Origin of the sequence: Pseudomonas sp. MWU12-3088, from assembly GCF_023242405.1 — a bacterium.
Classification (GTDB): domain Bacteria; phylum Pseudomonadota; class Gammaproteobacteria; order Pseudomonadales; family Pseudomonadaceae; genus Aquipseudomonas; species Aquipseudomonas kribbensis.
Genome location: NZ_JALJEA010000001.1, coordinates 756814 through 775945, shown reverse-complemented (window position 1 = coordinate 775945; position 19132 = coordinate 756814). Strand labels below are relative to the sequence as shown.

Sequence of the window (19132 nt, the reverse complement as noted above, 5' to 3'; positions counted from 1 at the left end):
TATGCGTGAACATTTGATCGAAATACGCGACCTTCGGGTTGCCTTCAAAGGCCAGGAAGTGGTCCACGGCATCGACCTCGACATCCTTCCGGGTGAATGCCTGGCGCTGGTGGGCGAGTCCGGTTCCGGCAAGTCGGTGACGGCCCACAGCATCCTGCAACTGCTCGACCCGAACATCACGCAGATTGAAGGTAGCATCCGCTATGGGGGCGAAGAGTTGCTCGGCGTGCATGAGCGTTATCTGCGGCAACTGCGCGGCAACCGGATCGCGATGATTTTTCAGGAGCCGATGAGTTCGCTGAACCCGTTGCACAGCATCGAGCGGCAACTGGGCGAAAGTCTGGCGCTGCACAAAGGCCTGGCCGGGGCTGCGGCGCGGGAGCGGATTCTGGAGTTGCTGGAGCTGGTGGGCATTCAACGCCCACACGAGCGTCTGAAGGCTTATCCGCATCAGCTCTCCGGCGGGCAACGGCAGCGAGTGATGATCGCCATGGCACTGGCGTGTGAGCCTCAGTTATTGATCGCTGATGAGCCGACCACTGCCCTCGACGTTACCGTGCAGCGCAAAATCCTGCTGCTGCTCAAGGACCTGCAACAACGACTGGGCATGGCGCTGCTGATCATCAGCCATGACTTGAATCTGGTGCGCACCATCGCCCAGCGAGTGGCGGTGATGCGCGCCGGCGAGATCGTCGAGCAAGCGACTTGCGAGCAGTTATTCCGGGCGCCTCAGCATCCCTACAGCATCGAACTGCTCAATGCCGAGCCCGGCGGCGTGGCGCTGCACAGGGTCGGTGCGGAGGATCTGCTGCAAGTTCGCAATCTCAACGTGCGCTTCCGGCTCGGTGGTGGCTGGTTGCGCCGCAAGTCCTGGCTGCACGCGGTCAATGGCATTGACCTGAGCCTGCAACGTGGACGGACCCTGGGAATCGTCGGTGAATCCGGTTCGGGAAAATCCACCCTCGGACAGGCGATCCTGCGCCTGATCGATGCCGAGGGCAGTATCCGTTTCGAGGGGGAAGCGCTGGAACATCTGAGCGGCAAACAACTGCGACCATTGCGCAAACGCCTGCAAGTGGTGTTTCAGGACCCGTTCGGCAGTCTCAGTCCGCGCTTGTGCGTGGAGCAGCTCATCACCGAGGGTTTGCAGGTTCACAGTGACATGAACGCGCAGGAGCGCGAGCAGGCAGTGATCGATGTCCTGCGGGATGTGGGACTCGACCCGGCGACACGTCATCGCTATCCCCACGAGTTTTCCGGCGGGCAGCGGCAACGCATCGCCATCGCCCGGGCGCTGGTGCTCAAGCCGGATCTGATCCTGCTGGACGAGCCCACTTCGGCACTGGATCGCACCGTACAGAAGCAGATCGTCGCGCTGTTGCGTCGGTTGCAGGAGGAACACGGACTGGCCTATCTGTTCATCAGTCATGACCTGGCGGTGGTGCGGGCACTGGCCCACGACCTGATTGTGATGAAGAACGGCGAGGTGGTGGAACGAGGGGAAACGGACGAATTGTTCCGTTCGGCGCAGCATCCCTATACACGGGAGTTGCTGGCCGCTTCGTTTGTGACAACGGTCACGAGGGTGCAGGCCGTGCCGGAGAGCAGCCTTTCATCAATTGAACATATCCGGTAAATTTCGCGTCCCCAGCCCTTACACGGAAGTAAACGATGGCAAAGCCTGCCGCGCGCCTGAGCGATCTCAATGCCTGTCCGGTCACTGGCCACGGTACCAACCCCAGCACCAGTGGCTCACCTGATGTGAACATCAACGGCATGCCCGTGTTGCGTGTCGGCGACACCACGGCGTGTGGTGATACGGTCACCGAAGGCATCGGCAACATCCTGATCAATGGCAAGCCCATCGCCTTTCTCGGCAGTGCCACCGCTCATGGCGGGATGATCATTACCGGCTCCGGCGATGTGTTCGTTGGCACTCAGGTCGGCTCCGCTCCTTTCACGCCAATCATTACCGTACCCAAGCACAGTGAACGATTCCAATTGGTGGACGAAGGGACCGGCGAAGCCATTCCCGACATGCTCTATTGCATTGAAACCGGCGATGGTCAGCGTCTGGTCGGCCACACCGACAATCACGGTAACGCGGCACGGGTATTCACAGCCGATCCGACATCGATTGTCGTGCAATGGGGCAAGGAAGCCGCCGCTCACCTGGATGCCCTGGGCATTGATTACTAAGGAAAGTTGAACGTGCCACCACCGAAGAAAAAGCAGGGACAGACCAGCGACCAGCACGGAACTACCCAGGTCACGGGAACGCTCAAATACGATTATGTGACGGTGGTAGGCTCCTATCACATCAGTCGCTGGACCGAGTTTCGAGGAAACTACGGTAACAAGATGAGCTTCATCAACCAGGGTGTCGGGCAGTTGAGAGACTATCTGGGCATTAAAAAGGGCGCTGCGGACAAAACCTTCTTTCTGCTGTTTACAGCCGAATACGATCCCAAAATGCGCGCGACGCTCAAAGAGCTTGTCGTCAACAAATACAAAGCCGAATACCTCGAGATCGATTCCGCCGACGCACTGGTGGCCTTCATAAACAAGCGGGTCGAAGAGAAGCGCGAGATCAAACAACTCGACATTTTTGCCCATGGCGTGGTGTTCAATATCGAGTTCGGTTATGAAATCGAAGGCAAGGACGCTACCTATCGCTTTGGGCCAGCCCATGCCAGTCAGCTGAAGCCTGAGGCCTTTGCTCTGGGCGCCAACATCTTTTCTTATGCTTGCCGAACCGGATTGGGGGTGGATGAGACGGCGCTGGTCAGCGAAGGTCAGGAACATTACGAACTCAGCCTTGCGCAGAAACTTGCCGACGCAACGGGGGCAACCATTCATGCCTACCCACGCCGCAGTCTTTATGACCAGACGTATGGCAGTGAAAAAGATCGCGACGGCCTGGACGGAGCGCGCGAGCGTGTGGCGTCGGATGCCAAAGCCAAATCGGCATTCAGGATCAGGCAGCGCGGTTATGAACGACGTCTTGCTGAATATAGATTGTCCAAAAAGGACGATACCCTGGCACTCCCGGGCGAGTCGGCCCCGGTCCAGCCGCCGGAGCAGGCGAGCGAAAACGATAAAAAGCTGTTGTTGCATGCCGACAGTCGAGCGAAGAACGAAAAGAACATGAAATTTCCGCTGGACGATTACGGTGCTGTCGGAAAGGTTCGTTCAGGCAGCACGCCTTTGGGGCCGCCGAAGCAGCAACTAAAGTTTAAAAAGGGGCAGTTGGCACAACCATGACTGTTAGTTTTCGCACGCGCGTTGGCGTGATAGCGGCTTTTTTGCTGGTTTTTAGTGCAATGGGTTTGTATCTGCACACTAGGGAAGATGCGATGAGCGAGAAAGTAATGATGTATTACGGCGACTGGAGTCCGGAAGAAAACCGTTTTGATGCAACAAAATGGTTTCGTAACGACCTGTACCGTCGCGATGTGGCCGAGGGCAAGGCAAGCGCCGTAACCATGTTGCGTAACCGCCCATTGCCTTTCAAGTCGAGCGACAACGATGAAGTGGTAGCGGCTGCCATTGTGGCTCTCGAAGCGGCTGATCCGGCGGTCAATGGTGACTCGCTCGGCAACACCTGGCCGATGCTGGTTCCGCGAGTTCGTTATCGCTACAGCGCTTTCGCAGCGCCGGATAAACCGCAGGATTATTACAATATTTACTTGAAGTATCAGGGAGAGCGGTATGTCATCACCTTCGCCCGTGATGGGCAAACAGGTGCAATCATCCCCGGGGGCAACGTCCAGTTGATGTATCCCGACAGTGATACCCAGATCGCCGATCGTGAGGTCTTCAAGGAGCTGGACGCCGCTGGCATCCCATGACGCCGAAACGAAAAATCCCGCCATCAAGGCGGGATTTTTTTTGGCTGGCCTGCGACTTACGCCGGGAACAGCTCGGACAGTTTCATCGACAGCATCATGTCGCCTTCAACGCGCAGCTTGCCGCCCATGAAGGCCTGCATGCCGTCGGTTTCGCCGCTGACGATGCCTTTCAGGGTTTCGCTGTCCAGCACCAGTGTGCAGTTGGCGTCGGCGTTTTCGCCTTCCTGGATGTCGCAAGTGCCGTCTTTGACGATCAGAGCGTATTGCTTGTTTTCGTCAGTGATGTTGAAACCGAAGACCAGATCCAGGCCGGCAGCAGCGGCTGGGTTGAACTTGGCTTGCATTGCTTTTACGGCATCAGCTACGGAGGTCATGGTTCGATCCTTTTTGGTTGATTGCAGCAGGGTCACAGTAATCCGGACTCAGCGGAAAGTGATGAGTTCCGGGGCCTTCAGCAGTTGCAGGTGTGCATGACTGTTGAAGGAAGCCAGAGCCACCTCGCGACCGCGGAACTTCAGCTGGTTGAGCGAGGTGTTGACGATTTGCCAGTTCAGTTCAAAGGCCTGTCGGGCAGGCATTTGGGTGATCAGGTGGAGCAGGGCGGTGATGGTGCCGCCCGAGGTGAACACCGCGATTTTCTGGGTGTTGTCGGCCTGATCGAGAATACGGTTCAACCCGGCCTGTACCCGTTCGACGAACCCCAGCCAGCTTTCCAGACCGGGCGTGTCGTAGGTGCCGGCCAGCCAGCGTTCGATGATCAGGGCAAAGATGCGCTGGAACTCGCCACGGTTCTGTGCGGCGTTGCGCAGGATGTCCAGTGCTTCGGGTTCTTCGGGCAGCATGGCCGGCAGCAGGGCACGGATCACGGCGTCGGCGTCGAATTCGTTGAAGGCTGAGTCGATTTCCAGAGCAGGCACCGGCAGGCCGGCAGCGGCGAACTGTTCCAGCGCGCTGTTGGCCGTGTGCTGCTGGCGGCGCAGATCGCCTGACAGGCAACGGTCGAAGCTGACGCCGAGTTCGGCGAGGTGGCGGCCGAGGATCTCTGCCTGGCGCACACCCGTCGGCGACAGGACGTCATAGTCGTCTGCACCGAAGGAGGCCTGGCCATGTCGAATCAAGTAGATGCTGCCCACGTCCGCGTCATCCCGGTACGTTGAAGGTTGTGGCGAGGTTATGGGGATGACGGAGAGCTGTCAATGAAAAAACATACGCTTGTTTGAAATGCCCGTTACAGGGCTGTTTCCAGAGGTTTCACGGCTGGCCGACGAGGCGGTGCATGGGTATGCTGGAGTCATCCCCGCGCGCGTTTTTCAACGGCGCATCGTTTGAAGGAGTCACTGTGGAGTTTTTGACTGAATACGCCAGCTTCCTGGCCAAGACCGTCACACTGGTCATCGCCATTCTGGTGGTGCTGGCCAGTTTCGCTGCGTTGCGCAGCAAGGGCCGGCGCAAAGCCGCGGGTCAGCTGCAGGTCAGCAAGCTCAACGATTTCTATAAAGGCTTGCGTGAACGCCTGGAGCAAAGCCTGCTCGACAAGGATCAGCTCAAGGCCTTGCGCAAGGGCGAGGCCAAATCCGAGAAAAAACAGAAGAAGCACCCCGAAAGCAAACCCCGGGTGTTCGTGCTGGATTTCGATGGCGACATCAAGGCCTCCGCCACCGAAAGCTTGCGTCATGAAATCACCGCACTGCTGACCCTGGCCACACCGAAGGACGAAGTCGTCCTGCGTCTCGAAAGCGGTGGCGGCATGGTGCACAGCTACGGTCTGGCCTCGTCGCAACTGGCGCGTATCCGTGAAGCCGGCGTGCCGTTGACCGTGTGCATCGACAAGGTCGCTGCCAGCGGCGGCTACATGATGGCGTGCATCGGCGAGAAGATCATCAGCGCGCCATTCGCGATTCTTGGTTCCATCGGCGTGGTTGCGCAGTTGCCGAACGTCAACCGCCTGCTGAAAAAGCATGACATCGACTTCGAAGTGCTGACCGCCGGCGAATACAAACGCACCCTGACCGTGTTCGGCGAAAACACCGAGAGGGGTCGGGAGAAATTCCAGGAAGACCTGGACATTACCCATCAGCTGTTCAAGAACTTCGTCGCCCGTTATCGCCCGCAGCTGGCGATCGACGAAGTCGCCACCGGTGAAGTCTGGCTCGGCCTTGCGGCGCTGGAAAAACAACTGGTGGACGAACTCAAGACCAGTGACGAATACCTGGCGGACCGGGCGAAAAAATCCGAGGTCTATCACCTGCACTACGCCGAGCGCAAAAGCCTGCAGGAACGCATCGGCATGGCGGCCAGCGGTTCGGTGGACCGTCTGCTGTTGAGTTGGTGGAGCCGGTTGACCCAGCAACGTTTCTGGTAAAACGGGCATAAAAAAACGCCGGTCGAATGACCGGCGTTTTTTTTGAGTACGCCCCGGGGATTTACCGGCGACGGAACAGCGGCAGCGGTTCGTCAGTGGCGGCCTGATAGGTCACCGAGAAGTCCTTGAGGCTTTCAAGGGCGTCGTACGGGTCTTTGTCTGCGCGCAGGGCGAAGGCATCGAAACCGCAGCGGCGCATGTAGAACAACTGATCGCGCAGCACGTCGCCAATCGCCCGCAGCTCACCTTTGAACCCGTAACGGTCACGCAGCAGGCGGGCGTTGGAGTAGTTGCGGCCATCGGTGAACGCCGGGAAGTTCAGGGCGATGACCTGGAACTGATCCACGTCGTCGCCGATTTCCTCGGCTTCTTCGTCGGCGTCCAGCCACACACCCAGGCCGCCATCGCGGGCCTTGAGCATGCGGGCGTGTTCACGCCACAGCTGCAACGGGACGATCAGGTCGTCACAGTTGCTGATCTCGTCGATGTTGAAATCCTTGGGCAGCAGGTGCCAGGTTTCGTCGACGACCTCGTTGTTCTTAATGATTCGCTGCATAGACGCGTTCCTTGAAGAGGTCGATGCCAATACGCTGGTAGGTGTCGATGAAGCGCTCGTCTTCGGTGCGCTGTTCCACGTACACGTCGATCAGCTTGGAGATCACATCCGGCATGTCGTCCTGAGCGAACGACGGGCCGAGGATCTTGCCCAGGCTGGCATCACGGCTGGCGCTGCCGCCGAGGGAGACCTGATAGAACTCTTCACCTTTCTTGTCCACACCGAGGATACCGATGTGGCCGACGTGGTGGTGACCGCAGGCGTTCATGCAGCCGGAGATGTTCAGGTCCAGTTCACCGATGTCGAACAGGTAGTCCAGGTCATCGAAACGGCGCTGGATCGATTCGGCGATCGGGATCGACTTGGCGTTGGCCAGAGAGCAGAAATCACCGCCAGGGCAGCAGATGATGTCGGTCAGCAGGCCGATGTTCGGCGTGGCGAAACCGCCTTCACGCAACTCGCCCCACAGGGTGAACAACTGGCTCTGCTCGACGTCGGCGAGAATGATGTTCTGCTCGTGGGAGGTGCGCAGTTGACCGTAGCTGTAGCGGTCCGCCAGGTCGGCGACGGCATCGAGCTGTTTGTCGGTGATGTCGCCCGGTGCAACACCGGTCGGTTTCAGGGACAGGGTTACGGCCACATAGCCTGGCTTCTTGTGCGCGAGGGTGTTGCGGGTGCGCCAGCGGGCGAAGCCCGGATGCTCTTTGTCGAGGGCGGCCAGTTCGGCGTCCTGATTGCTCAGTGCTTTATAGTCCGGGTCGACGAAGTGTTTGGCGACGCGATGCACTTCGGCTTCGGTCAGCGTGGTCTGGCCGCCGCGCAGGTGTTCCATCTCGGCATCGACTTTCTGGGCGAAGACTTCTGGAGTCAGCGCCTTGACGAGGATCTTGATCCGCGCCTTGTATTTGTTGTCACGACGGCCGTAGCGGTTGTAGACCCGCAGGATCGCGTCGAGGTAGCTCAACAGGTCCTGCCATGGCAGGAACTCGTTGATGAACGCGCCAACCACCGGAGTACGGCCCAGGCCGCCACCGACCAGTACGCGGAAACCGAGTTCGCCAGCGGCGTTGTGCACCGGCTCGAGACCGATGTCGTGGACTTCGATGGCCGCACGGTCGGAAGTCGAACCGTTGACGGCAATCTTGAACTTGCGCGGCAGGTAGGCGAATTCCGGGTGGAACGTGGTCCATTGACGAACGATTTCGCACCATGGACGCGGGTCGATCAACTCGTCGGCCGCGACACCGGCGAACTGGTCGGTAGTGACGTTGCGCAGGCAGTTGCCGCTGGTCTGGATCGCGTGCATCTGCACGGTGGCCAGCTCGGCGAGGATGTCCGGGATGTCTTCGACCGCCGGCCAGTTGAACTGCACGTTCTGGCGAGTACTGATGTGGGCGTAGCCCTTGTCGTAGTCGCGGGCAATCTTGGCCATCATGCGCATCTGACGCGAGGTCAGCTGGCCGTAAGGCACCGCCACCCGCAACATCGGCGCGAAACGCTGGATGTACAGGCCATTCTGCAGGCGCAGGGGGCGGAATTCTTCTTCGCTCAGCTCACCTGCCAGATAGCGTCGGGTCTGATCACGGAACTGCTTGACGCGGTCCTCGATGATCCGCTGATCGTACTCGTCGTATACGTACATATAAGTCCTGTTCTCAGGCTTTGGGCTACTCGGAAAACGCTGCGTTTTCGCTTGCTGGAGTCCGATGGTGCCTCGGCAATTACGCGCGCACGGCCGCGCACTCCCTAATGGAGCCGGGGCAATATACCCGTTTGCAGTTATGCGCAAAAGTGATGTTTGAGTATATGTAAAGAACCAAATCGCCTAACGAGAACGGGTGTCAACTAACCCACATTTGTCGTGCGGACAATCATCGTCTTAACTGTGGTCGAGTCTTTCTGCAATCACCGATAAAACCGACAAGAGGCGATGCAATGAGCAATCCAACCAAGGCAAGGAAAAGCGATAGCAGTGTCGATGCGTGGGCCATTCTGTTCCTGATCATTCTGGTCGTGGGCACAGCGGTGTTCTGGGTCAGTCATCAGTAAAACGACCCCTCCGGGCCCGCTTCCGACGATTGTCGGACAAAAAGCGGGATCAGGCGCTAATGGCCGGCGATTGAATGGCTATAATGCGCGGCCATTTTTCCCCGGGCCCGGATGTTTCATGTTCAAGTTTCTTCACATCTGTCTGCTTGTGCTGGGCCTGGCCTTCGGAGCCGGCGCGCGGGCAGAGTCTGTGCTGTTTCTGAATCCGGGTGCCACTGACGAAGCGTTCTGGGTCAGCTACTCGCAATTCATGCAGGCCGCCGCCCGGGATCTGGGTGTCGATCTACGTATCCTCTATTCCCAGCGTCAGCCCGAAATGACCCTGGCCCAGGCCCGGGTAGCCTTGCAGGGGCCTGATCGTCCCGATTATCTGATGTTCGCCAACGAGCAATACATCGCGCCGCAGATCCTGCGCATGGCCAATCAGAGCGGGGTGAAGCTGTTTATCGTCAACGCTGCCTTGACTCCCAACCAACAGGCATTGGTCGGGGATCGGGCCGACCGCATCGGCAGCCTCGTGCCCAATGACGAGGAGGGCGGTTACCTGTTGATGAAGGAGTTGATCCGCCTGCATCCACCGGTGGCCCCCGGCGCAAGCATTGAACTGCTGGCGTTCTCCGGCCTGAAGATCACACCGTCGTCGCAGTTGCGCGAGCAGGGCATGCAGCGGGCGCTGGCCGAACATCCTGAAGTCCGTTTGCGGCAACTGGTCTACGGCGGCTGGACACAGCAGCGCGCTTACGAGCAGGCCCGGCAGTTGCTGGTTCGTTACCCCAAGGTGTCATTGGTATGGGCGGCCAACGACGAAATGGCCTTCGGCGCGATGCGAGCGGTTTCAGAGATCGGGAAAGTGCCGGGCAAAGACGTGCTGTTCAGCGCGGTCAATACCTCGCCTGCGGCGTTGCAGGCCATGATCGACGGACGCTTGAGCGCCTTGCTCGGCGGTCATTTCACCCTGGGAGGCTGGGCGCTGGTGGAAGTGCACGACCATGCACAGGGCGTCGACCTGAACCGCTACGGTGGCCGCGACCGGCAGATTCCCTTGCTGCAATTGATCGACAAGGATCATGCCCGCCGAATGCTGGCCATGGGCACGTCGCCGGATTACGGCGTGCACTTTCACAAGATGTCGGCGAAGGGCCGCCCGGCCTCGTACCGCTATCCGTTCAACCTGCAGACCCTGATGCACTGATGCACTGAGGCGGTTCAGGCGCCCGCCAGATGCACCACCAGTTGCACGATGCCAAACAGCGTCAGGGCGAACACCGCCGTGAACGCAATGCCCAGGAAGATGAAATGGCTGGGCTTGCCATGGGTGAAGTCCCTTGCCCGGTTCTTGCCGCTCTGCACGCCGAACGCCGCTGCCATGACGCTGTGCAGCATCTGCCAGAAGGTCGGTGGCTTGTTGTCGACTGGATCGTCCATAAATCCCTCGTCTGCCGTGTGTGTCAGACAAGCATAGCCAACCCATGAAAAAAGACCGCAGCCTGCGGGGCAGGCTGCGGTCTTTTGTTCGGGCTCCGGGTTAGCTGTCGTAACCCAGGTTCGGCGCCAGCCAGCGTTCGGTCAGGCTCAGTTCCTGGCCTTTGCGCGAGGTGTAGCTCTGCACCTGATCCTTGTCGATCTTGCCCACGGCGAAGTATTGCGCCTGCGGATGGGCGAAGTACCAGCCACTGACCGCCGCCGCCGGGAACATTGCGTAGTGCTCGGTCAGGAACACGCCGCTGCGGCCTGCGCGCATCTCCTGCGCCTCGGGGTCGAGCAGGGCGAACAGCGTAGCCTTCTCGGTGTGATCCGGGCACGCCGGGTAACCCGGGGCAGGACGGATGCCGGAATACTGCTCTTTGATCAGCGCCTCGTTGTCGAGGGCTTCGTCCTTGGCATAACCCCAGTGCTCTTTACGCACTTGCTGGTGCAGCCATTCGGCGCAGGCTTCGGCCAGACGGTCGGCCAGGGCCTTGACCATGATCGAGTTGTAGTCGTCGCCAGCGTCCTGATAAGCCTTGGCCACTTCCTCGGCGCCGATCCCGGCGGTGGTGATGAAACCACCGACATAGTCGGTCACTTCGCTGTCCTTCGGCGCAACGAAGTCGGCCAGGGAGAAGTTCGGCTTGCCGTCGGTTTTGATGATCTGCTGGCGCAGGTGATGCAGGCGCGCCATTGGCTTGCCGTCGTCGCCGTACAGCTCGATATCGTCGTCGTGCACCTGATTGGCCGGCCAGAAACCGAACACCGCACGGGCGCTGATCAGTTTCTCGTCGATCAGCTTGGTGAGCATCTCGCGGGCGTCCTTGTACAGCGAAGTCGCGGCTTCACCGACCACTTCGTCTTCGAGGATGCGCGGGAATTTGCCGGCCAGGTCCCAGGAGATGAAGAACGGCGTCCAGTCGATGTACTCGGCCAGGATGTTGAGGTCGATGTTGTCCAGCACGCGGGTGCCGGTGAACGTCGGTTTGACCGGTGTGTAGGAGGCCCAGTCGAACTGCGGTTTTTTCGCGATCGAGGCGGCGTAGCTCAGGCGTTCGGTACGGGCGCTGCGATTGGACGTGCGCTCGCGGACTTCGACGTACTCTTCGCGGGTCTTCTCGACGAAACCGGCCTTGAGTTCCTTGGACAGCAATTGCGTCGCCACGCCTACGGCGCGGGAGGCGTCGGTGACGTAGACCACCGCGTCGTTGCTGTACTTCGGCTCGATCTTCACCGCCGTGTGCGCCTTGGAGGTGGTCGCGCCGCCGATCATCAGCGGCAGGTGGAAGTCCTGGCGCTGCATCTCGCGGGCCACGTGGACCATTTCGTCCAGCGACGGAGTGATCAGGCCGGACAGGCCGATGATGTCGCATTTCTCTTCGCGGGCCACCTGCAGGATCTTCTCCGCCGGCACCATCACGCCGAGATCGACGATGTCGTAGCCGTTGCAACCCAGCACCACGCCGACGATGTTCTTGCCGATGTCGTGCACGTCGCCTTTCACGGTGGCCATCAGGATCTTGCCCTTGGCTTCCGGCTTGTCGCCTTTTTCCAGTTCGATGAACGGAATCAGGTGAGCCACGGCCTGCTTCATCACGCGGGCGGATTTCACCACCTGCGGCAGGAACATTTTGCCGGCGCCGAACAGGTCACCGACGATGTTCATGCCGGACATCAGCGGGCCTTCGATCACTTCGATCGGGCGGGCGAAGGACTGACGGGACTCTTCGGTGTCCTCGACGATGTGGGTGGTGATGCCCTTGACCAGTGCGTGCTCCAGACGCTTGTTGACGTCCCAGCTGCGCCATTCTTCGGTCTCGGCTTCCTTGACGCTGCCGTCGCCCTTGTACTTGTCGGCGATGGCGAGGAGGGCATCGGTGCCTTCCGGGGTGCGGTTGAGGATCACGTCCTCGACGGCGTCGCGCAGCTCCTGCGGGATCTGGTCGTAGATCTCCAGCTGTCCGGCATTGACGATACCCATGGTCAGGCCGGCGCGGATCGCGTACAGCAGGAACACCGAGTGGATCGCCTCGCGCACCGGGTTGTTGCCACGGAACGAGAACGACACGTTGGACACGCCACCGGAGCTCAGGGCATACGGCAGCTCGTCGCGGATGTAGGCGCAGGCGTTGATGAAGTCCACAGCGTAGTTGTTGTGTTCTTCGATACCGGTGGCCACAGCGAAGATGTTCGGGTCGAAGATGATGTCTTCCGGCGGGAAGCCGACTTCGTTGACCAGAATGTCGTAGGAGCGTTTGCAGATTTCTTTCTTGCGCGCTTCGGTGTCGGCCTGGCCGGCTTCGTCGAACGCCATCACCACCACCGCAGCGCCGTAGCGTTTGCACAGCTTGGCATGGTGGATGAACTGCTCGACGCCTTCTTTCATGCTGATCGAGTTGACGATGCCCTTGCCCTGGATGCACTTGAGGCCGGCTTCGATCACTTCCCATTTCGAGGAGTCGATCATGATCGGTACGCGGGAGATGTCCGGCTCGCCGGCGATCAGATTGAGGAAGGTCACCATGGCCTTCTTCGAATCGAGCATCCCTTCGTCCATGTTGATGTCGATCACCTGGGCGCCGGCCTCGACCTGCTGCAGAGCGACTTCCAGGGCTTCGGTGTAGTTGTCTTCGCGGATCAGACGGGCGAATTTCGCGGAACCGGTAATGTTGGTCCGCTCGCCGACGTTGACGAACAGCGAGCTGCGATCGATGGTGAACGGTTCCAGACCCGACAGGCGGCAGGCCTTCGGAATGTCCGGAATCTGCCGTGGCGCGTAGCCGGCGACGGCTTTGGCGATGGCTTCGATGTGGCCCGGGGTGGTGCCGCAGCAACCGCCGACGATGTTGAGGAAACCGCTCTGGGCGAATTCTTCGATGACTTTTGCGGTGTCCACCGGCAGCTCGTCGTATTCGCCGAACTCGTTCGGCAGGCCGGCGTTCGGGTGCGCCGAGACGTGGGTGCTGGCCTTGTCCGACAGCTCTTCCAGGTACGGACGCAGTTCACGGGCGCCGAGGGCGCAGTTCAGACCGACCGAAATCGGCTTGGCGTGGGCCACGGAGTTCCAGAACGCTTCGGTGGTCTGGCCCGACAGGGTCCGGCCGGAGGCGTCGGTGATGGTGCCGGAAATCATGATCGGCAATTCGATGTGCAGCTCTTCGAACACGCCTTGCACAGCGAAGATCGCAGCCTTGGCGTTGAGGGTGTCGAAGATGGTTTCGATCAGGATCAGGTCGGCGCCGCCCTCGATCAGGCCTTTGGTGGCCTCGGTGTAGTTTTCCACCAGTTCATCGAAGGTGACGTTGCGGTAGCCCGGGTTGTTGACGTCCGGCGACAGCGAGCAGGTACGGCTGGTCGGGCCGAGGACGCCGGCGACGAAACGCGGCTTGTCCGGGTTCTCGGCGGTCTTGGCGTCGGCGACCTTGCGCGCCAGTCGTGCGCCTTCTACGTTGAGTTCGTAGGCCAGCTCTTCCATGCCGTAATCGGCCATGGAAATGCGGGTGGCGTTGAAGGTGTTGGTTTCCAGGATGTCGGCGCCGGCATCCAGGTAGGCTTTCTCGATGCCGCCGATCACGTCGGGACGAGTAATGACCAGCAGGTCGTTGTTGCCCTTGACGTCGCTCGGCCAGTCGGCGAAACGCTTGCCGCGATAATCCTGTTCTTCGAGCTTGTAGCTCTGGATCATCGTGCCCATACCGCCATCGAGTATCAGGATGCGCTCTTTGAGGGCTTGCTTGAGAGCTTGAAGGCGGACGCTGCGATCGGACATTGGGACTACTCGAAAAAGACCATGACGAAGGAGCGGGATCATAACAAACCTGTGCGGATTTAGAGCATGTGGCGCTTTTGCATGAATATCGCTCATGTTGGTACGGGCGTCATAACGGTAGAATCGCGGCGTTTTTATTCAGGATCAGGATCAGGGATATGTCGTACCGCGTCGTCAGCATGGTGTTGCTGTTTTTGAGCTTTGGCGCGGCGGCGCAAAGTCCTGCGATCTCGCCTACGATTTCTTACACCCGCGACATCCAGCCGATCTTCACCGAGAAGTGCGTGGCCTGCCATGCGTGCTACGACTCGGCCTGTCAGCTGAACCTGGGCAGCGGTGAAGGCGCGGCCCGTGGCGCGAGCAAGATGCCGGTCTACGACGGCGAGCGTACGCAAGCGGCGCCGACCACGCGGCTGTTCTACGACGCTTTTGGCAAACGCGCCTGGCAACAAAAAGACTTCTATTCGGTGCTCGACGCCCAGGGCAGTCAGGCGGCGCTGATGGCGCGCATGCTGGAACTGGGGCACAAAACGCCGCTGACGCCCAATGCCAAACTGCCGGAAGACATCGTCCTCGGCCTGCAACGGGAAAACATGTGTGCGATGCCCGCCGAGTTCGACGGCTATGCCGGCGCCCACCCGAAAGAGGGCATGCCGCTGGCGGTCACCGGCCTGACCGATCAGCAATACCAGACATTGCAGCGCTGGCTGGCGTCCGGCGCGCCGATCGATGAGCAAGGCCTGGCGCCGAGCGCCAAGGAAGCGCTGCAGATCGTGCAGTGGGAAAACCTGCTCAACCAGCCCGGCGCGCGGGAAAGCCTGGTCGGGCGCTGGCTGTTCGAGCACTGGTTCCTGGCGCACATCTACTTCAAGGACGGTGAGCCGGGACATTTCTTCCAGTGGGTGCGTTCGCGCACGCCGACCGGCCAGCCGATCGATCTGATCGCCACCCGCCGCCCTAACGACGATCCGGGCACTCAGGTCTATTACCGCCTGTGGCCGGTGCAAGGCGTGATCGTGCACAAGACCCACATCACCTATCCGTTGAGCGCGGCGAAGATGGCGCGGGTCAAGAGCCTGTTCTACAACGGCAATTGGCAGGTGCATGCGCTGCCGGGCTACGGGCCGCAGAGCCGGGCCAATCCGTTCGCCACCTTCGAGGCGATTCCGGCGCAGGCGCGGTATCAGTTCATGCTCGATAACGCCGAATACTTCGTGCGTACCTTCATTCGCGGCCCGGTGTGTCGCGGGCAGATCGCGACCGACGTGATCCGCGACAACTTCTGGGCGCTGTTCCAGGCGCCGGAACATGACCTGTACATCACCGACCCGAACTATCGCGGCCAGGCCACGCCGTTACTGGCCATGCCGGGGCAGAACGACGATGTCGGCAGCGTTCTGAGCCTGTGGCACGACTACCGCAACAAGCGCAACAAGTACGAAGCCCTGCGCCGTGACAGCTACGCCGAACTGCCGGCGCCGAGCTGGTCGACCCTGTGGGCGGGCAACGACAACGCACTGTTGAGTATCTTCCGCCACTTCGACAGCGCCTCGGTGACCAAAGGCCTGATCGGCGAGGTGCCGCAGACCATGTGGCTGTTTGACTATCCGCTGCTGGAACGTACTTACTACCAGTTGGCGGTGAATTTCGACGTGTTCGGCAACGTCTCCCATCAGGCGCAGACCCGCCTGTACTTCGACCTGATCCGCAACGGCGCCGAACAGAACTTCCTGCGCCTGATGCCGGCAGACTCCCGCGAGGATTACCTTGACGATTGGTACCAGAGCAGCGGCCAGTTCAAGATGTGGCTGGATTACGAGTCCATCGATGATGACAAGCCGACCGCGCTGAAACTCGACGAAAAAGACCCGAAACACGACTTCGCCATGCAGTTGCTCGCTCGTTACGGCGACCTCAACGCACGGCCCGATCCGATCAACCGCTGCGTAGATGCCTATTGCTCGCGGCCGAACATCGACCCGGCGCTGCAAAACGCCGAACAGGCCCTGAGCCGCCTGACGGCGCGACCTGCAGCCGGTCTGAAGGTGATCGACCAATTGCCGGAAGCGACCATGCTGCGCATCGAAACCCGCAGTGGCAAACGCGAGGTCTACAGCCTGCTGCGCAACCGCGCCCACAGCAACGTGGCGTTCCTGCTCGGTGAGTCCCTGCGCTACCAGCCGGGGCTCGACACCCTGACCATTTATCCGGGCGTGCTCAGCAGCTACCCGAATTTCATGTTCAACATCCCGGCGGATCAGGTGCCGGCGTTTGTCGACGCCATGGAAAGCGCCAGGGATGCGCCGCAGTTCGAGAAGATCGTCGAACGTTGGGGCATCCGCCGCAGCCATCCGCAGTTCTGGTTCTATTTCCACGACTTGAGTCAGTACCTCCACGAAACCGACCCCGTGGAAGAGGGCGTGCTGGATATGAACCGGTACGAGAATCTTTGATCGTTTGAACGATGGCCGCTGTCCCAATCCTGTGAAGTACGGGATCGGGAGCGCCATCGATGTTGATTTCAGTGCAGGCCCTGCGAGCGCTCGCCGCGTGGACGGTGGTCTGCCATCACTTCATGCAGATTTTCTTCGACTTCAAGGCGCGCGGGCCGATAGGGCAGCTGTTTATCGACAAGGGCGCCGTAGGCGTCGATATCTTTTTCGTGATCAGTGGGCTGGTGATTTTCCTGTCCACCGAAGGCAAGGCGCTGCCGCCTGCGCGGTTTCTGCTGTATCGGGTGTTTCGGATTGTTCCGGCGTATTGGCTCTACACCGTGCTGATGGCGTTGCTGGTGGTTTTTGCCCGGCCGTTGCTGCCGGATCAGACGGTGGACTGGCGTCATTTGCTGCTTTCGTTGCTGTTTATCCCGACGGAAAACCCCGGTGGCTACGGGATCTATCCGACCCTGAATGTCGGCTGGACGCTGAACTACGAAATGCTGTTCTACGTGTTGTTCGCCTGGGCACTGTTGTTTCGGCTGCAAGTGCGTTTGCTGGTGGTCGCGGCGCTGTTGTTTGCGGTGTGTCAGGCCTGGACCGGGTTTGGCTGGGTCAGCGAGTTCTATCGCTCGGACATCGTTTACGAATTCCTGCTGGGGATCGGCATCGGCATGCTCTATCGTCGCGGCTGGATCGGCCCGGCGCTCTGGTTGCCGTTGCTGGGGATCGGTGCGGCGCTGCTGGCGATCTATCACCTGCCGCCGCAACCCCGATTGCTGAATTGGGGCGTACCCAGCGCGGTGCTGGTCATGGGATGCATGGCGCTGGAGCGTTATGTCGAACGCAACAGGCTGCTCAAGCTACTGGGCGACTGTTCGTACTCGGTATATCTGATGCACGTGCTGGTACTGTCGGCCGGCGGTTATCTGGCCCGACGTTACGGGATCAACCCGTATTTGATGTTTATTGTCTGTGCGCTGGCCATCGGTATCGGTTCGTGGCTGAGCTACGAATGGATAGAAAAGCGCAGCTATCAGTGGCTTAAAGCGCGGATTGACGGCGAACCTGGCGCTTAGCCGATTTGCGAACTATTCCTACGTAAATACTAGGACTTTGTGCCGCGCGCCGATTGGCGTAAACTCCGCCCAAGCCTGCGAGGAGTTTCCATGACCGCTATTACCATTACCGACGCCGCCCATGATTACCTGGCCGATCTGCTGTCCAAGCAGAACACCCCGGGTATCGGCATCCGCGTCTTCATCACCCAGCCTGGCACCCAGTACGCCGAAACCTGCATTGCCTATTGCAAGCCGGGCGAAGAGAAACCTGAAGATACCGCGCTGGGGCTGAAAAGCTTCACTGCCTATATCGACTCGTTCAGCGAAGCGTTCCTCGACGATGCTGTCGTCGACTACGCCACCGACCGCATGGGCGGCCAGCTGACCATCAAGGCGCCTAACGCCAAAGTACCTATGGTCAACGCCGACAGCCCGATCAACGAGCGCATCAACTATTACCTGCAAACCGAAATCAACCCGGGGCTGGCCAGCCACGGCGGCCAGGTCAGCCTGATCGATGTGGTTGAAGACGGCATTGCCGTGCTGCAGTTCGGCGGCGGTTGCCAGGGCTGCGGCCAGGCGGACGTGACCCTGAAGGAAGGCATCGAGCGCACCTTGCTCGAGCGCATTCCGGAGCTCAAGGGCGTTCGCGACGTGACCGACCACACGCAGAAAGAAAACGCCTACTACTAAGGCGTTCGCTGCGACAAAAAAACGGCGCCCCGTGAGCGCCGTTTTTTTATGTCAGAAATTCAGCGCCCATATCGCGAGCAGGCCGTCATGGGCGGTAAAGATGTGCATGCCCCGCGCGATACAGCGACGACTCACTGAAATGATCGCTGCCCAACACCCGCCCGACCAGAATCAACGCCGTACGCCGAAACCCCTTGGCCGCCACCTTCTCGGCAATATCCTCCAGCGTCCCGACGACCCAGTCCTGATCCGGCCACGTCGCCCGGTGGATCACCGCAATCGGGCAATCCGCGCCGTAATGCGGCAGCAACTCGGCGAGGATTTTCTCCAGATGATTGACCCCCAGATGAATCGCCATGGTCGCCCCGTGCTGCGCCAGGTTGGCCAGTTCTTCCCCGACAGGCATCGCAGTCTTGTCCGCATAACGGGTCAGGATCACGCTTTGCGAGATGTCCGGCAACGTGAGTTCGGCGCCCAATAGCGCCGCGCAGGCGGCGGTGGCGGTGACACCGGGGATGATTTCGAACGGGATTTGCAGCTCGCGCAGATAACGAATCTGCTCGCCGATGGCGCCATACAGACTCGGATCGCCCGAATGCACCCGCGCCACATCCTGGCCCTTGGCGTGGGCGGTCTTGATCAGGTCGATGATCTGTTCCAGATGCAATTCGGCGCTGTTGACCACGGTTTCTGCCGAATGACCTTCCAGTACCGCCGCCGGCACCAGAGAACCTGCATAGATGATCACCGGGCAGCTGCGGATCAGTCGCTGGCCTTTGACAGTGATCAATTCCGGGTCGCCGGGGCCGGCGCCGATGAAGTAAACGGTCATCGCTGAATCCTGTGAAAAATAAGGGCAGGGCAACGCTTCACAAGCACTTCAGATGAA

16 protein-coding genes are annotated in these 19132 nt (G+C 60.1%); 9 read left to right on the top strand and 7 right to left on the bottom strand.

From position 1 onward, the window contains the following. The first annotated feature begins 1 nt into the window (after position 1). The 4 genes from M5B98_RS03530 to M5B98_RS03515 all read left to right on the top strand — a co-directional run bounded on the left by M5B98_RS03530 (position 2) and on the right by M5B98_RS03515 (position 3851). The gene (locus tag M5B98_RS03530) at positions 2-1636 is read left to right on the top strand and encodes an ABC transporter ATP-binding protein (RefSeq protein ID WP_248741832.1); all 1635 of its coding nucleotides are present in this window, start codon (positions 2-4) and stop codon (positions 1634-1636) included. Positions 1637-1671: 35 nt separating this feature from the next. Next, positions 1672-2199, top strand: a complete 528-nt coding sequence (locus tag M5B98_RS03525) for a PAAR domain-containing protein (protein WP_134826519.1) — start codon at positions 1672-1674, stop codon at positions 2197-2199. 12 nt (positions 2200-2211) lie between these two features. After that, positions 2212-3264 (top strand): hypothetical protein, encoded by a 1053-nt coding sequence (locus tag M5B98_RS03520; protein WP_248741831.1) that lies wholly within the window; start codon positions 2212-2214, stop codon positions 3262-3264. A 92-nt stretch (positions 3265-3356) separates the two neighbouring features. Beyond that, positions 3357-3851, top strand: coding sequence for a hypothetical protein (locus M5B98_RS03515; RefSeq protein ID WP_248741830.1), 495 nt, complete (start codon positions 3357-3359; stop codon positions 3849-3851). A gap of 56 nt (positions 3852-3907) precedes the next feature. Here M5B98_RS03515 and M5B98_RS03510 read toward each other — a convergent pair whose 3' ends face one another. Beyond that, positions 3908-4225, bottom strand: a complete 318-nt coding sequence (locus tag M5B98_RS03510) for an SCP2 sterol-binding domain-containing protein (protein WP_085683892.1) — start codon at positions 4223-4225, stop codon at positions 3908-3910. Between the two features lie 48 nt (positions 4226-4273). Beyond that, a complete protein-coding gene (locus tag M5B98_RS03505; RefSeq protein WP_085710097.1) occupies positions 4274-4984 on the bottom strand; it encodes a histidine phosphatase family protein in 711 nt (236 codons plus the stop codon). A 206-nt stretch (positions 4985-5190) separates the two neighbouring features. Here M5B98_RS03505 and sohB point away from each other — a divergent pair, with 206 nt between their 5' ends. Next, positions 5191-6213, top strand: coding sequence for a protease SohB (gene sohB, locus M5B98_RS03500; protein WP_248741829.1), 1023 nt, complete (start codon positions 5191-5193; stop codon positions 6211-6213). A 61-nt stretch (positions 6214-6274) separates the two neighbouring features. On the opposite strand, the gene M5B98_RS03495 is transcribed toward sohB, so the two are convergent. Together M5B98_RS03495 and M5B98_RS03490 are read right to left on the bottom strand one after the other, a co-directional pair. Then, positions 6275-6769, bottom strand: coding sequence for a DUF934 domain-containing protein (locus M5B98_RS03495; RefSeq protein ID WP_085730747.1), 495 nt, complete (start codon positions 6767-6769; stop codon positions 6275-6277). Beyond that, positions 6753-8411, bottom strand: a complete 1659-nt coding sequence (locus M5B98_RS03490; protein ID WP_248741828.1) for a nitrite/sulfite reductase — start codon at positions 8409-8411, stop codon at positions 6753-6755. Before M5B98_RS03490 ends, M5B98_RS03495 begins: the two co-directional genes overlap by 17 nt. Positions 8412-8936: 525 nt before the next feature. Here M5B98_RS03490 and M5B98_RS03485 point away from each other — a divergent pair. Then, the gene (locus tag M5B98_RS03485; protein ID WP_248741827.1) at positions 8937-10010 is read left to right on the top strand and encodes an ABC transporter substrate-binding protein; all 1074 of its coding nucleotides are present in this window, start codon (positions 8937-8939) and stop codon (positions 10008-10010) included. Between the two features lie 14 nt (positions 10011-10024). Here M5B98_RS03485 and M5B98_RS03480 read toward each other — a convergent pair whose 3' ends face one another. After that, positions 10025-10243, bottom strand: a complete 219-nt coding sequence (locus tag M5B98_RS03480) for a DUF2970 domain-containing protein (RefSeq protein WP_065257810.1) — start codon at positions 10241-10243, stop codon at positions 10025-10027. Between the two features lie 100 nt (positions 10244-10343). Continuing rightward, positions 10344-14054 carry a methionine synthase gene (gene metH, locus M5B98_RS03475; RefSeq protein WP_248741826.1) on the bottom strand — a complete coding sequence of 1237 codons (3711 nt, stop codon included), beginning with the start codon at positions 14052-14054 and terminating at the stop codon, positions 10344-10346. A 158-nt stretch (positions 14055-14212) separates the two neighbouring features. Between metH and M5B98_RS03470 the strand changes: the two genes are divergently transcribed. The 3 genes from M5B98_RS03470 to nfuA all read left to right on the top strand — a co-directional run bounded on the left by M5B98_RS03470 (position 14213) and on the right by nfuA (position 18243). Then, on the top strand, positions 14213-16507 hold the full coding sequence (locus tag M5B98_RS03470; protein WP_248741825.1) for a fatty acid cis/trans isomerase: 2295 nt from the start codon (positions 14213-14215) through the stop codon (positions 16505-16507). Positions 16508-16566: 59 nt separating this feature from the next. Continuing rightward, positions 16567-17568 (top strand): acyltransferase family protein, encoded by a 1002-nt coding sequence (locus M5B98_RS03465; RefSeq protein WP_248741824.1) that lies wholly within the window; start codon positions 16567-16569, stop codon positions 17566-17568. A gap of 90 nt (positions 17569-17658) precedes the next feature. Further along, a complete protein-coding gene (nfuA, locus tag M5B98_RS03460; RefSeq protein WP_007959519.1) occupies positions 17659-18243 on the top strand; it encodes a Fe-S biogenesis protein NfuA in 585 nt (194 codons plus the stop codon). 85 nt (positions 18244-18328) lie between these two features. On the opposite strand, the gene cobM is transcribed toward nfuA, so the two are convergent. Next, positions 18329-19075, bottom strand: coding sequence for a precorrin-4 C(11)-methyltransferase (gene cobM / locus M5B98_RS03455; RefSeq protein WP_248741823.1), 747 nt, complete (start codon positions 19073-19075; stop codon positions 18329-18331). Positions 19076-19132 lie beyond the last annotated feature (57 nt).